The sequence below is a fragment of the Streptococcus sp. SM5 genome, assembly GCF_027497975.1.
The window spans coordinates 36,425-51,877 of record NZ_JAJNSC010000002.1; the positions used below are offsets into that span (position 1 = coordinate 36,425).

The following is a 15,453-nucleotide window of genomic DNA, read 5'->3' on the forward strand; positions in this document are numbered from 1 at the left end:
TCAATTCAGTGGAAATCGTCCGAAATGTCGCAAACACTCTAGTTCTTCGGGTGTGACTTCTTTCATGATTTCATTTGGATATCCCCAACAGCTAAAACCTATTTGCATAGCTTTGGAGATATCATTGGGCGAGATAATCTGTAGTCGAGTAGGAAATGGTTCCTCTGCGGCTAATAGTTTGCAAGGTATTCCTTGATAAATAACTAGACTGCCCATGATTACTCCCGATTGTCAATACTTGTTAAAATCTCAATTTGCTCTTGGAGAAAAGCATCTTCTGGATAGCGCTCCATGATCTGATCAAAAATCTGACTGCGGACAATGTAGTCAGAGTACATATGAAGCTTCATCTCATAGTCTTCCAGTATCTTTTCTGTTCGTTTGATATTATCATAAACAGCCTGACGACTAACACCGAACTCTTCAGCAATTTCAGCTAAACTATAGTCATCTGCATAATAGAGTTCGATATAGTTCATCTGCTTATCAGTCAAGAGGGCTGCATAAAATTCAAACAGAGCATTCATTCGATTGGTTTTTTCAATTTCCATAAGATTTATTATACCAAAAAATAGCTTGAACTGCTAGTAATGGATTGATTTTAAACACAAGTGGGGAAAAGTGATTTTAACTGTTATTTTCTGACTAAGATACCTTTTTTTGGTATAATGGATAGGATTATAATGATTTAGAAAGAGGTTCTTATGAGAGAATTAGAAAACGTGTTAGAACAACGTTTTGGGCTTGTTTTTTCAGATAAACAGTTACTTGAAACAGCTTTTACTCACACTAGTTATGCTAATGAGCACCGCCTCTTAAAAATTTCACACAATGAACGCTTGGAATTTTTAGGAGACGCTGTTCTGCAATTATTGATTTCAGAATATCTGTACAAGAGATATCCTAAAAAACCAGAAGGTGATCTATCTAAACTCCGTGCTATGATCGTCCGTGAAGAAAGTTTGGCTGGTTTTGCCCGTGATTGCCAGTTTGATCAATTTATCAAACTTGGTAAGGGAGAGGAAAAATCAGGTGGCCGCAATCGTGATACCATCTTGGGAGATGCCTTTGAAGCCTTTTTGGGTGCCCTCCTTTTAGATAAGGATCTACTTACGGTAAAAGAGTTTATCTACCAGGTCATGATACCGAAGGTTGAGGCTGGTGATTTTGAAATGATTAAAGACTACAAGACTCACCTCCAGGAATTGCTTCAAGTAAATGGGGACGTTGATATCCGTTATCAGGTGATTTCGGAAAATGGACCTGCACATGATAAGATGTTTGAGGTGGAAGTTCTTGTCGAAGGGAAGAGTCTAGGTACTGGTCAAGGACGTTCAAAAAAATTGGCCGAACAAGAAGCCGCTAAAAATGCAGTTGAGGAAGGGCTGGATTCATGTATTTAAAGGAAATTGAGATTCAGGGATTTAAGTCCTTTGCTGACAAAACCAAGGTTGTTTTTGACCAAGGAGTAACAGCAGTTGTAGGACCCAATGGTTCTGGAAAATCAAACATCACGGAAAGTCTGCGTTGGGCACTAGGTGAATCTAGTGTAAAAAGTTTACGTGGTGGGAAGATGCCTGATGTTATCTTTGCAGGAACAGAAAGTAGAAAACCTTTAAACTATGCTTCTGTGGTTGTTACCCTAGATAACCAAGATGGCTTCATCAAAGATGCAGGTCAGGAAATTAAGGTAGAGCGTCATATCTATCGTACAGGAGATAGCGAGTACAAGATTGACGGCAAAAAAGTCCGTCTTCGTGATATACATGATCTCTTCTTAGATACTGGGCTTGGGCGCGATTCCTTCTCTATTATTTCCCAAGGGAAGGTCGAAGAAATTTTTAATTCTAAACCTGAAGAACGTCGGGCTATCTTTGAAGAAGCTGCCGGAGTCTTGAAGTATAAGACTCGTCGCAAAGAGACGGAAAGCAAACTCCAACAAACACAAGACAATCTAGACCGCTTGGAAGATATCATTTATGAGCTAGATAATCAAATCAAGCCCTTAGAAAAGCAAGCGGCAACAGCTCGTAAATTTATAGAATTAGATGGTCAGCGTAAGGCGATTTACTTGGACGTTTTGGTTGCACAAATTCAAGCAAGTAAAGCTGAATTGGGTCTAACAGAAGAAGAATTAAACCAAGTTCAAGAACTTTTGACGAGCTACTATCAGAAACGTGAAGAGTTAGAAGAAGAAAATCAAACACTTAAAAAGAAACGTCATGATTTGCAAGCTGAAATGTCAAAAGACCAGTCCACACTGATGGATTTGACTGGTCTAATCAGTGAATTAGAGCGTAAGTTAGCCTTGTCAAAACTGGAAACAGAACAAGTCGCTCTCAATCAACAAGAAGCTCAAGCACGTTTAGCTAGTTTGGATGAAAAGAGAAATGCTCTCATTCAAGAGAAGGAAGAAAAAGAAGCAAATCTTAGTCAGTTAGAAGCAAATCTAGCAGTCAATACCAAGGAACTCAATCGTTTAGAAGCAGAATTATTAGCTTTTTCTGATGATCCAGATCAAATGATTGAGCAATTACGTGAACGTTTCGTGGCTTTCTTACAGGAAGAAGCGGATGTCTCTAACCAACTGACAAGGATTGAAAATGACCTTGAAAATAGTCGCCAACAGACTCAAAAGCAAGAAGAACAATTAGAATCCTTGAAGGAACAATTGGCTTCTGCCAAGTCCAAGGCTAGTGAGCAAGAAAGTGCTCTTAAATCAGCTAAACAAGAAGTACAAAGCTTACTTGCTGACTATCAAACAAGTGCCAAAGAAGAAGAAGCACAAAAACAGGTTTATCAACATCAACAAAATCAACTTTTTGACCGTTTGGATAGCCTGAAAAACAAACAGGCCAAGGCACAAAGTCTGGAAAACATTCTTAAAAACCATAGTAATTTCTATGCAGGTGTTAAGAGTGTTCTACAAGAAAAAAATCGCTTGGGTGGTATTATCGGAGCAGTCAGTGAACATTTAACCTTTGATGTTCGTTATCAGACAGCTCTTGAAATTGCGCTTGGTGCAAGTAGCCAACACATCATCGTTGAAAATGAACAGGCAGCGACTAAAGCTATCGACTTCCTTAAAAGAAATCGATCTGGTCGTGCGACTTTCCTACCTTTGACAACCATTAAGGCTCGTGGTATTTCTGGTCAGAATCAAGATGTGATTGCCTCAAGTCCAGGTTTTCTTGGTATGGCAGATGAACTGGTTACCTTTGATGCCAAGCTTGAAGCCATCTTTAAAAACCTGCTAGCTACGACAGCTATCTTTGATACAATCGAGCATGCGCGTGATGCAGCTCGCAAGGTGCGCTATCAAGTTCGGATGGTAACGCTAGATGGTACAGAACTACGAACTGGTGGTTCTTATGCTGGTGGTGCTAATCGTCAAAATAACAGTATTTTCATCAAGCCTGAATTGGAGCAGTTGCAAAAAGAAATCGCTCAAGAAGAAAAACTTCTTCGTCAAGAAGAAGAAAATCTGAAGTCAGTTCAAGAAGCCTTGAATACTCTCAGTCAAACTTTGGAGACTATTAAGTTCCAAGGGGAGCAAGCTCGTATAGAAGAGCAAGGTTTATATCTGGCCTATCAACAAACTAGCCAGCAGGTCGAAGAACTCGAAACACTTTTAGAACTTCAGGAAAAAGAATTAAACAATCTCAGAGGTGGAGATTGGCAAACTGAAAAAGAAAAATGCCAAGAACGTCTTGCAGTTATTGCGACTGAAAAGCAAAAGCTGGAATCTGAAATCGAAGAAATCAAGTCCAATAAAAATGCTATTCAGGAACGCTACCAAAACTTGCAGGAAAAAATTTCCCAAGAGCGTCTGCTCAAAACAGAAATGATAGGGCGAAAACGTTATGAAGTTGCCGATATTGAGCGTATTAACAAAGAGCTTGAATATCTTGATATAGAGCAAGAAGAGATTGAACGTCTTTTGCAAGAAAAGGTAGACAATCTTGAAAAGGTTGATACGGAACTTTTGACCAAGCAGGAAGAAGAAGCCAAGAGTCAAAAGGAAGAAATTCAACAAGGATTGATTCGTAAGCAGTTTGAACTGGATGACATTGAAGGCCAATTGGATGATATTGCCAGTCATTTAGAACAAGCTCGCCAGCAAAATGAAGAATTGATTCGTAAGCAAACACGTGCGGAAGCGGCTAAAGAGAAGATTACAGATCGTCTTCGTTATCTTCAAGGCCAGCTGACAGAGGAATATCAGATTAGCTATACGGAAGCTATAGAGCAAGCCAATCCGTTAGAAGATTTGGCAATCGCTGAACAAAAAGTTAAGGATTTGGAAAAATCCATTCGTTCACTTGGTCCGGTCAATTTGGATGCCATTGAACAGTTTGACGGAGTACACGAACGTTTGGAATTCTTGAATAGTCAGCGAGATGACATTCTTTCTGCTAAAAACTTACTTCTTGAGACCATTACAGAAATGAACGATGAAGTGAAAGAACGCTTTAAGTCAACATTCGAAGCCATTCGGGAGTCCTTTAAAGTGACCTTTAAGCAGATGTTTGGTGGTGGTCAAGCAGACCTAATCCTGACAGAAGGAGATTTATTGACAGCAGGTGTCGAAATCTCTGTGCAACCACCAGGTAAGAAAATCCAATCTCTCAACCTCATGAGTGGTGGAGAGAAGGCTTTGTCAGCTCTAGCTTTGCTTTTCTCAATCATCCGTGTTAAGACCATTCCATTTGTTATCTTGGATGAGGTAGAGGCCGCACTTGATGAGGCAAACGTTAAACGTTTTGGTGATTATCTCAATCGATTTGATAAGGACAGCCAGTTTATCGTTGTTACCCATCGTAAGGGAACCATGGCAGCCGCAGACTCTATTTATGGGGTAACCATGCAGGAATCTGGTGTTTCTAAGATTGTTTCTGTTAAACTAAAAGATATTGATAATATGGATGCCTAGTCAAAATTCATGTAATCATATCTGACAATAAGATTTCTAAGCGCCTTCAATATAGGAGAAGGCTAACATACATCAACGAGGAGATTCTATGGATTTTGACTTATTTCTAATGGTTTGTAACTATATCGGTACGATAGCCTTTGCGGCGTCAGGAGCCATTAAAGGGTTTAGTAAACGATTAGATATTTTTGGAATCAGTTTGTTGGCTATCGTGACTGCTGTAGGTGGAGGAATTTTAAGAGATTCCATTATCAGTCGCTTTCCTGCCTCTTTAGCAGAGCCTAGCCCGATTTATGTAGCAATTCTTGTAGCTGTTATTATGTATGTCTTTGTGACATCCAAACAAGCCAATGCTAGTCAAGATAAAAAATTCTACAAGTGGTTGAGGGAAGCTTATCTCATCTTTGATTCTATCGGTTTAATTATCTTCTCTCTTATTGGGGTGACAGCCTTAGCTGATAGTAAACTGAATTTGATGTCTGCTGGGATTTTAGCCTGTTTAACAGGTGCTGGTGGTGGAATTATCCGAGACCTCTTGACTAATGAAGTCCCAAGTGTTCTAAAGGAAGACATCTATGCCCTCTTATCCTTTGTGATTGGTGCAGTTTATTACTGGTTAACCTTTGTTCTCCATTTCCCAAGAATTACTGTATTCATTCTTCTTTTGATTATTGGATTTGTAATTCGCATGTGTATTATTCGATTCGGACTGTCCTTACCAAATATGGATAAAAAGACTTGGAATTGATTGATGGTAGAAAACTTCAATCGTTCGATTGACACATATTTTGTAAATAACTAGTTTTATCAGGCGTCTAATCTCATATGGATTAGGCGCTATTTACTTTTTCTATGGTATAATAGAAGATAGATTTATAACTGGAGAATGTACGTATTTATGATTAAACTAGTCGCAACTGATATGGATGGGACTTTTCTAGATGAAGCCGGTCAATTTGATATGGAGCGTTTAAAAGCTCTCCTCTCATCATACAAAGAGAGAGGTATCTATTTTGCTGTCGCATCAGGTCGTGGTCTCTTATCACTTGAAAAACATTTTGCAGATGTCAAAGATGAGATTATTTTTATCGCCGAAAATGGGAGTCTCGTTCGTTTTCATGGACAAGACCTCTATGAAGCAACCATGCCACGCGATTTTTACTTGTCAACATTTGAAAAGCTAAAGACTTCACCCTATTTTGATGAAAGAAAAATGCTCTTAACTGGTAAAAAAGCATGCTATGTTCTAGATACGGTTGATGAAACCTATCTCATGTTTAGTCGTCATTACAATGAAAACATCCAAAAGGTAGCTAGTCTAGAAAATATCACCGATGAGATTTTCAAATTCACAACCAACTTTACAGAAGAGACAGTAGAAGCTGGTGAAGCTTGGGTTAATGAACATGTTCCTGGTGTTAAGGCTATGACTACTGGTTTTGAATCTATCGATATTGTTCTAGACTATGTTGACAAGGGAGTAGCAATTGTAGAGCTAGCGAAAAAATTAAATCTAGATATGGATCAAGTGATAGCCTTCGGTGACAATCTCAATGACCTTCACATGATGCAGGTTGTAGGACATCCGGTCGCACCTGAAAATGCACGTCCAGAGATTTTAGAACTAGCTGAAACAGTTATTGGACACCACAAAGACCAATCAGTTATCGCTTATATGGAGGAATTGTAATGGCAGAAATTAAATTAATTGCCCTAGACTTGGATGGAACCTTGCTGACGACAGACAAAAAATTGACAGAACGTACCAAGGCAACTTTGAAAGCTGCGCGTGAACAAGGAGTCAAGGTAGTTCTAACAACTGGACGTCCCCTAAAGGCTATGGATTTCTTCCTCAAAGAACTTGGAACAGATGGTCATGAGGATGAGTATACTATTACTTTTAATGGCGGATTGGTTCAGAAAAATACGGGCGAAATCCTTGATAAGACAGTCTTTTCCATTGATGATGTGAGTCGTATTTACGAAGAAACTGAAAAACTAAATATTCCCTTAGATGCTATTTCTGAAGGCATCGTTTATCAGATTCAATCAGACGAAGAAAGTTTATACGATCAGTTTAATCCGGCTTTAACCTTCATTCCAACCGCCTTTGAAGATTTGTCTAGTCAGATTACTTACAATAAGTGTGTTACAGCCTTTCCTCAAGAACCATTGGATGCAGCTATTAAACATATTTCTCCTGAATTATACGACCAATATGAGATTTTTAAATCACGTGAACTTTTGCTAGAGTGGTCACCAAAAAATGTTCATAAGGCGATAGGATTAGCTAAGTTAATTGAGCATTTAGGAATTGATCGAACTCAAGTCATGGCTTGTGGAGATGAAGCCAATGATCTTTCTATGATTGAGTGGGCAGGTCTCGGTGTTGCCATGCAAAATGCTGTTCCTGAAGTCAAAGCAGTTGCAAACGTGGTAACACCTATGACCAACGACGAGGAAGCCGTCGCATGGGCTATTGAAAAATATGTACTGAAGGAGAATTAAAGTATGGGATTATTTGACCGTTTATTTGGGAAAATAGAAGAACCAAAAATTGAAGATGTCGTCAAAGAAGCATTAGAAAACATTGACTTATCAGACGATAACGAGCAAAACGAGGCATTGGAATCTGAAAATGCTGTAGTGACAGAACCAGAAGAAGTTATCTTACCTGCAGAACCTCAGGAAGAAACAAATGAAGACTCACCTGAAGTAGAGGTTGTAGAAGAAGCTACTATTGAACATCTTGATGAAGTTGAAATTCCTCAAGAGGAACTAAACCAAGTTGAAGAGGTAGAAAGTCCTCAAGTGGAATCGACTCCTGTCAGAGAAATCCCTTCAAATGATAGTGATGAGGAAGAAATCGTTCAAGCTCAATCAAACGAAACAGAGCCGGAAATCACTGAGGAAGTGGAAGAAGACCTAGTAATCGAAGAAACTCCTCAAGTTCAAGAGACTGTACAGGAAAAATATGACCGCAGTCTCAAGAAAACACGTACGGGATTTGGGGCTCGTTTGAATGCCTTCTTTGCAAATTTCCGCTCAGTTGATGAAGAATTCTTTGAAGAACTAGAAGAACTTTTAATCATGAGTGACGTTGGTGTTCAGGTAGCTTCAAATCTAACGGAAGAATTGCGTTATGAAGCCAAGCTTGAAAATGCCAAGAAACCTGAAGCCCTTCGTCGTGTTATCATCGAAAAATTGGTGGAGCTCTATGAAAAGGATGGCAACTACAACGAAAGCATTAATTTCCAAGATGGGTTGACTGTCATGCTCTTTGTAGGTGTTAATGGTGTCGGGAAAACAACATCTATTGGTAAGCTTGCTCACCGTTACAAACAAGCTGGGAAGAAAGTTATGCTAGTTGCTGCGGATACCTTCCGTGCAGGTGCGGTTGCCCAATTAGCTGAATGGGGGCGCCGTGTCGATGTTCCAGTGGTTACTGGACCTGAGAAAGCTGATCCAGCCAGTGTTGTCTTTGATGGGATGGAACGTGCGGTAGCAGAAGGTATTGATATTTTGATGATTGATACAGCTGGACGTTTGCAAAACAAAGAAAACTTGATGGCAGAGTTGGAAAAAATTGGCCGTATCATTAAACGTGTTTTACCAGAAGCACCTCATGAAACCTTCCTAGCTCTGGATGCTTCAACTGGTCAAAATGCTCTTGTACAAGCAAAAGAGTTTTCAAAAATTACTCCTCTTACAGGGATTGTCTTAACAAAAATAGACGGGACTGCTCGAGGTGGGGTTGTCCTTGCTATCCGTGAAGAACTCAATATTCCTGTTAAGTTAATTGGTTTTGGTGAAAAGATTGACGATATTGGTGAGTTCAACTCAGAAAACTTTATGAAGGGACTTTTAGAAGGTCTAATATAAAAAAATCCTGCAAGAATGCTTGCAGGATTTTTTTTATTCTAGTCGACCATCTTCACGATAGGCGATATCAGGTTGCCATGTCCATTTGGCCCCGTATTTTTTAAGTAAATCAAAGCTAGCTTGAGGTCCCATGCTACCAGCCTTGTAGTCATGAAGTGGAGCACCGTTTTCAGCCCACAGCTTCTCTATACGGTCAATCAATTCCCAAGAAGCGCTAACTTCTTCCCAATGGCTAAAGTTAGTTGAATCGTTATTCAAAACATCGTAGATTAGTTTTTCATATGGGTCTGGTGAAGCTCCTGTTGCAGTAGCATCGGTTCTATAGTCAAGCGAATTAGGTGCAAGTTTGAACTCTTCTCCAACTTCTTTACCGTTAAGGCTAAGAGAGAATCCTTCAGTTGGTTGGATGTAGATTGTAAGCACATTCGGTGCTAGTGGTTCTCCGAAAATAGAATCCATTTGTTTGAAGACAATGTTCACGTGTGTTCCTTTTTCAGTCATTCGTTTACCTGTACGGAAGAAGAAAGGTACATCACGGAAGCGGTCGGTATCTACAAAGAAGGCACCTGAAGCGAAGGTTTCTGTCATTGATTCTGGGTTGACATTTGGTTCGCTACGGTATGAAATATATTTCATGCCATCAACTTTACCAGAACGATATTGACCACGGATGAATTGTTCTTTGAGTTCCTCATCTGTAGGGTGGTAAAGGTTCTTGAAGACCTTGATTTTCTCTGCGCGAATGTCACCCTTTGTAAAGCTTGCAGGCTTGTCCATAGCAAGGAGTGACAGAAGTTGGAGGGTATGGTTTTGGACCATATCTCGAAGGGCACCAGACTCATCATAGTAGCCGCCACGCTCTTCAACACCTAGACGTTCTGCAAAGGTAATCTGAACATTATCGATGTGCTCACGATTCCAAACATTTTCAAAAATCATATTGGCAAAGCGAATGGCAAAAATGCTCTGAATCATTTCCTTACCGAGATAGTGGTCAATACGATAGATTTGCTCTTCGTTAAAAGTAGCAAGGAGTTCTTCGTTTAGTTTGCTTGCAGTCTCATAGTCTGTTCCAAAAGGTTTCTCAACAATCAAACGTTCAAAGCCCTTACCATCAACGATTTGCTCTGACTTGAGATGTTTAGCAATAGTTCCAAAGAACTGAGGTGCCATTGAGAGGAAGAAGAGCTTGTTGTGCTCAGTCTGATATTTTTCGTTTAATTCAGCCTGAAGCTTACGTAATTCGATATAGTGCTCAGTGTCATTAACATCGTGACTTTGGTAGTAAAAATGACTAGCAAATGCTTGAGCTTCTTCTGCGCTATCTGCCAAGTCCAAAATAGATTCGACAACAACAGATTCGAAATATTCCTTACTCCAAGGTCTACGAGCAGTTCCAATAACAGCAAAATGATCAGATAGATTACCTGATTTGTAAAGTCTAAAAAGTGAAGGGTAGAGCTTGCGTTTAGCCAAGTCTCCACTAGCACCGAAAATTGTAACAATAACTTTTGATGACATCCAGCTACCTAATTTCTATTTACTTTCCTAGATATTCTAGGCATGAGGAATCCCCATTTTATACCCTTTATTTTATCATAATTTTCTAAAAAATCCAAAATTCCAATATAAGTAAGAAAAAAACTGCAAGGTAAATCTTGCAGTTTTTTAAGCGTTGAGAACCTTGTCTAAAAATTCTTTTAGACGAGGGTGTTGTGGGTTATCAAAGATTTGATCAGGTGTACCATCTTCTAGGAATTCACCGTCTGCTGTAAAGATAACTCGATTGGCAACCTTACGAGCAAATCCCATTTCATGGGTTACGATGATCATGGTCATACCTTGTTCAGCCAATTCTTTCATAACGTTAAGAACGTCGCCGACCATCTCAGGGTCAAGTGCGGAAGTTGGTTCATCAAAGAGCATGATATCTGGATTCATAGCCAAACCGCGAGCGATAGCCACACGTTGTTTTTGACCACCTGATAGGCTTTCAGGATTAGCATTAGCCTTATCAGCAAGTCCAACTTTTTCAAGAAGTTCCATCCCCAATTTTTCAGCTTCTGGTTTGGTTAATAACTTATGCTCGATAGGAGCAAAAGTGATATTTTCCAAGACAGTCATATGTGGAAAGAGATTGAAGTGCTGGAACACCATTCCGACATTTTCACGAACATGGTCCACGTTGGTTGCTTTGTCAGTCAAATCATAACCATTAACTGTGATATGACCTTTTGTACCTTCCTCAAGGAGATTCAAGCTACGCAAGAAAGTTGACTTACCTGACCCAGAAGGACCGATGATACAAACAACATCCCCTTCGTAGAATTTTACAGAGATTCCTTTAAGAACTTTGTTTTTTCCATATTGTTTATGTAAATTATGAACATCAATTTTTAATTTTGCCATTATTGAATCCTCTTTTCTAAGCGTTTTGCTAGTCTAGTTAGAAGAGTGATAATCACAAGGTAAAAGACTGCGAGAATTGCATACATTTTGAAACTTTGGTAGTTACGAGCAATGATAATCTTACCAGTTTGGAATAGTTCAACCAAACCGATTGCAGATACGATCGTTGTATCTTTAAGAGCGATAACAAATTGGTTAACGAAGTTTGGAAGCATAAGTTTGGTTGCTTGAGGCAAGACAATCTTACGCATGGTTTTTCCATATGAAATACCCAGACTTCGACTAGCTTCCATTTGCCCGACAGGAACGGCCTTGATACCACCACGAACAATTTCAGCGATGTAGGCTGCTGAGTTTAGGGAGAGGGCGATTGTACCAGCGACAAAGTCGTTGATTGGACTTTGTTGACCTGTGAGGGATTCGATAAAGTTAGGAATTCCCCAGAAAATGAAGGCTGCGAGAATCATCAATGGAATACCACGGATAACGTCAACAAAAATTTCTGCAATAAGGCGAAGAGGTTTATAAGGACTCACGCTAAACATACCAAAGATAATTCCGATGAAAATCGCAATTATAAATGAGATAAGTGCTAATGAGAGAGTAATTCCAAGTCCGCTGAGAAGTTGTTTGTAGTTGTTTTTCAACAAGCCCCAAATAGTTGTCTCATCAGCGGTTGAAGTTGTCGTAGTAGAATCACTAGCTAGATACTTATCAAGGATTCTTTGGAATTCTCCGTTTGCCTTAAGGTTTGCAAGCCCTTTGTTAAATTTCTCTAGCAATTCTGGATTGCTTCCTTTTTTAACAGCAAAGGCAGTTTCACCAATTGGAGTACCAGCGATTGGTGTTTTTAACTTTTGTCCTTGACTGATAGAATATTTAATAACAGGTTCGTCATCCATAACGGCATCAATTGAACCGGTATTTAAACTATCATACATAGATGCAGCATCTGAAAATGTTTTAATCTTGTAACCGTACTTGCTTTGATTCTCTGTTAGGAAGGTTTGTGAAGCAGTACCATTTTTCACACCTACAGTCTTGCCGTTTAAATCTTCATAAGAAGAAATGGCACTTGATTCTTTCACACCGAGAATGGTGTTTGCAGTATAGTAAGAATCAGAGAAATCAAAAGTTTCTTTACGAGCATCCGTAACTGACATACCTGCAATGATACCGTCTGCTTGTCCAGATTGGACTGCGTTAATAGCAGCATCAAAACCTGGATTGGTAATCTCGATTTCAAAACCTTGGTCTTCAGCGATTGCTTTGATTAGATCCATATCGATACCAGTGTATTGGTTGCTCGAATCCTGGAAAACAAATGGCGCAAAAGATGAGTCACTGGCGATAACATACTTGGTTTTTTCTGTGTCAGCTTTTGCTATTCCTAGTGAAAGAATAGGAAATAAAATTAGCAAACAAGCTAGAATTTTTTTCTTCATGTGATGTCTCCTTTCAAGATGTTTTCAAATTATATCAAAAAAGTTGAAAAACGGCAAATATTTTATATTTTAATGTCAGAAAATATAACATAAATAGAAGAGCGGTAGAAGAAAGAGAATCAGAAAGTATCTTCTTTTTATGGTAAAATAGAAGGAGTACTTAGAAAGGGGAAAAAGATGATTGTTAAGTTTGACAGAAGCTTGCTTAAAGTTCAAATTGCATTGGGCCTGTTTTTTTCTCTCGTTCCATTGTGGTTGATTATTTCTTCCCTTTTAAATGATTCTTTGTATGAGGATAATTTTGGTAAACTCTTTGTCCTTTTCCTTCTTCTGCTTCCGCTATATTTCTGTATTTATGCGGTAGATGGTATGATGAATTTTAGTAAAACAAAGAAATTAATAGAAGTAGATGAGCAGACCTTCACCTATTATGGAAAACTTTTTGGCCGAAAAACGTTTGAAATCCCCTTATCTGATATCGACCTTGTCATGAAAGATTGGTCAAGTCCCATAGCCGATATTAAGCGCTCTTCCTCTTTTCTTTATTATTTGAAGCGAATTGAATACTTTTTATACCCCCAATTTGAATTGGGTGATAATAAAAGATACCGGGTTCTGATGATACTATTCAAAGATAGTGAGACGGCGATCAAATTCGATAAAAAACTTGGTTTTCAGTTGCCAAAGAAGAGAAAATATGTTGCAAAGAACCAAATCATACGAATTCCCGTGGATAGAGGAGAGGTTTTCTCAGACCAGGAAATGAATGACTATATAAACGAAAGGAACGGTCATGATAGATAGAAAAGTAAATAACAAATTTAAACTAGTATCGAAATATCAACCGTCTGGGGACCAACCGCAGGCCATCGAGCAGTTGGTAGATAACATCGAGGGTGGAGAAAAGGCCCAAATCCTGATGGGAGCGACTGGTACGGGGAAGACCTATACCATGAGCCAGGTCATTGCTCAAGTTAATAAGCCAACCCTGGTCATCGCTCACAATAAAACCCTAGCGGGTCAGCTCTATGGGGAGTTCAAAGAATTTTTCCCTGAAAATGCGGTTGAGTACTTCGTATCCTACTATGATTATTACCAGCCAGAAGCTTATGTGCCTTCAAGCGATACTTATATAGAAAAAGACAGTTCAGTCAATGATGAAATTGATAAACTTCGCCACTCAGCAACATCAGCTTTGTTGGAGCGTAATGATGTGATCATTGTGGCATCTGTGTCTTGTATCTATGGTTTGGGATCTCCTAAAGAATACGCTGATAGCGTGGTAAGTTTGCGTCCGGGTCTTGAGATTTCTCGAGATAAACTGCTAAATGATTTGGTGGACATTCAGTTCGAACGCAATGACATTGATTTTCAGCGTGGAAGATTCCGTGTACGTGGGGATGTGGTGGAGATTTTCCCAGCCTCTCGTGATGAGCATGCCTTTCGTGTTGAGTTCTTCGGAGATGAAATTGATCGTATTCGTGAAGTCGAAGCTTTGACTGGTCAAGTTCTGGGCGAAGTGGATCATTTGGCGATTTTCCCAGCTACTCACTTTGTGACCAATGATGACCACATGGAAGTCGCCATTGCTAAAATCCAGGCCGAGTTGGAGGAGCAGTTAGCTATCTTTGAAAAGGAAGGTAAGCTCCTTGAAGCTCAGCGTTTGAAACAGCGTACAGAGTATGATATTGAGATGCTATGTGAGATGGGTTATACCAATGGTGTCGAAAACTACTCGCGTCACATGGATGGACGAAGTGAGGGAGAACCTCCTTATACACTTCTTGATTTCTTCCCAGATGATTTCCTGATTATGATTGATGAGAGCCACATGACCATGGGACAAATCAAGGGGATGTATAATGGAGACCGTTCTCGTAAGGAAATGTTGGTTAATTATGGTTTCCGTTTACCTTCTGCCTTAGACAACCGTCCCCTTCGTCGTGAAGAGTTTGAAAGCCATGTTCACCAGATTGTCTATGTATCAGCAACACCTGGAGATTATGAATACGAGCAGACTGATACCGTTATTGAGCAAATCATTCGTCCGACTGGTCTTTTGGATCCAGAAGTGGAAGTGCGCCCAACTATGGGGCAAATTGATGACCTCTTAGGTGAAATCAATGCTCGTGTTGAAAAGAACGAGCGTACCTTTATTACTACCTTGACCAAGAAAATGGCAGAAGATTTGACGGATTACTTCAAGGAAATGGGGATCAAAGTCAAGTACATGCACTCGGATATCAAGACCTTGGAACGGACTGAGATTATCCGAGATTTACGATTGGGAGTCTTTGATGTCTTGGTCGGAATTAACCTGCTCCGTGAAGGGATTGACGTCCCAGAGGTGAGTCTAGTTGCTATACTCGATGCTGACAAGGAAGGCTTCCTCCGAAACGAACGTGGTCTTATTCAGACCATTGGACGTGCAGCCCGTAATAGTGAAGGTCATGTTATTATGTATGCTGATACTATGACTCAATCTATGCAAAAAGCCATCGATGAAACGGCTCGTCGTCGTAAGATCCAAATGGCCTATAATGAAGAGCATGGTATTGTTCCCCAAACCATCAAGAAGGAAATCCGTGACCTGATTTCTGTAACCAAGGTAGTTGCTAAAGAAGAGGACAAGGAAGTCGATATCAATAGCCTTAACAAACAAGAACGAAAAGAACTTGTCAAGAAACTGGAAAAACAAATGCAAGAAGCTGTCGAAGTGCTTGACTTTGAGTTGGCAGCGCAAATACGTGATATGATGTTGGAAGTTAAGGCCTTGGATTAGAT

Annotated in this window: 12 protein-coding genes and 1 pseudogene; 8 read left to right on the top strand and 5 right to left on the bottom strand. The window is 39.6% G+C overall.

Going from position 1 to position 15,453, the window contains the following annotated elements:
* Together PAN07_RS01455 and PAN07_RS01460 are read right to left on the bottom strand one after the other, a co-directional pair.
* Positions 1-216: a 2-oxoglutarate:acceptor oxidoreductase gene (locus PAN07_RS01455; protein WP_269796767.1), complete on the bottom strand. Its 216-nt coding sequence runs from the start codon at positions 214-216 to the stop codon at positions 1-3.
* 2 nt (positions 217-218) lie between these two features.
* Positions 219-551 (bottom strand): putative DNA-binding protein, encoded by a 333-nt coding sequence (locus PAN07_RS01460; protein ID WP_269796768.1) that lies wholly within the window; start codon positions 549-551, stop codon positions 219-221.
* A 153-nt stretch (positions 552-704) separates the two neighbouring features.
* On the opposite strand from PAN07_RS01460, the gene rnc reads away from it, so the two are divergent.
* The 6 genes from rnc (at position 705) to ftsY (ending at position 8,815) form a co-directional block, all read left to right on the top strand.
* Positions 705-1,403, top strand: a complete 699-nt coding sequence (rnc, locus tag PAN07_RS01465; RefSeq protein ID WP_269796769.1) for a ribonuclease III — start codon at positions 705-707, stop codon at positions 1,401-1,403.
* Positions 1,394-4,933 (top strand): chromosome segregation protein SMC, encoded by a 3,540-nt coding sequence (smc, locus tag PAN07_RS01470; protein WP_269796770.1) that lies wholly within the window; start codon positions 1,394-1,396, stop codon positions 4,931-4,933. Before rnc ends, smc begins: the two co-directional genes overlap by 10 nt.
* 88 nt (positions 4,934-5,021) lie before the next feature.
* Positions 5,022-5,681, top strand: a complete 660-nt coding sequence (locus PAN07_RS01475; protein ID WP_269796771.1) for a trimeric intracellular cation channel family protein — start codon at positions 5,022-5,024, stop codon at positions 5,679-5,681.
* A gap of 150 nt (positions 5,682-5,831) precedes the next feature.
* Positions 5,832-6,623, top strand: coding sequence for an HAD family hydrolase (locus PAN07_RS01480; RefSeq protein WP_269796772.1), 792 nt, complete (start codon positions 5,832-5,834; stop codon positions 6,621-6,623).
* Positions 6,623-7,441, top strand: coding sequence for a Cof-type HAD-IIB family hydrolase (locus PAN07_RS01485; RefSeq protein ID WP_269796773.1), 819 nt, complete (start codon positions 6,623-6,625; stop codon positions 7,439-7,441). The genes PAN07_RS01480 and PAN07_RS01485 overlap by 1 nt, the downstream gene beginning before the upstream one ends.
* A gap of 3 nt (positions 7,442-7,444) precedes the next feature.
* Positions 7,445-8,815, top strand: a complete 1,371-nt coding sequence (gene ftsY, locus PAN07_RS01490; protein ID WP_269796774.1) for a signal recognition particle-docking protein FtsY — start codon at positions 7,445-7,447, stop codon at positions 8,813-8,815.
* Between the two features lie 33 nt (positions 8,816-8,848).
* Here the strand turns inward: ftsY and zwf are convergent, their stop codons facing one another.
* The 3 genes and pseudogenes from zwf to PAN07_RS01505 form a co-directional block, all read right to left on the bottom strand.
* The gene (gene zwf, locus PAN07_RS01495) at positions 8,849-10,336 is read right to left on the bottom strand and encodes a glucose-6-phosphate dehydrogenase (RefSeq protein WP_269796775.1); all 1,488 of its coding nucleotides are present in this window, start codon (positions 10,334-10,336) and stop codon (positions 8,849-8,851) included.
* 147 nt (positions 10,337-10,483) lie between these two features.
* Entirely contained in the window at positions 10,484-11,224 is a 741-nt protein-coding gene (locus PAN07_RS01500; RefSeq protein WP_269796776.1) for an amino acid ABC transporter ATP-binding protein, read from the bottom strand.
* Positions 11,224-12,591 (bottom strand): annotated as a pseudogene (locus tag PAN07_RS01505) (amino acid ABC transporter substrate-binding protein/permease); the annotation flags it as partial. The gene PAN07_RS01500 and the pseudogene PAN07_RS01505, both read right to left, overlap by 1 nt.
* Positions 12,592-12,846: 255 nt before the next feature.
* On the opposite strand from PAN07_RS01505, the gene PAN07_RS01510 reads away from it, so the two are divergent.
* A complete protein-coding gene (locus PAN07_RS01510; RefSeq protein ID WP_269796778.1) occupies positions 12,847-13,473 on the top strand; it encodes a hypothetical protein in 627 nt (208 codons plus the stop codon).
* A complete protein-coding gene (gene uvrB / locus PAN07_RS01515) occupies positions 13,463-15,451 on the top strand; it encodes an excinuclease ABC subunit UvrB (protein WP_269796779.1) in 1,989 nt (662 codons plus the stop codon). The genes PAN07_RS01510 and uvrB overlap by 11 nt, the downstream gene beginning before the upstream one ends.
* Positions 15,452-15,453 lie beyond the last annotated feature (2 nt).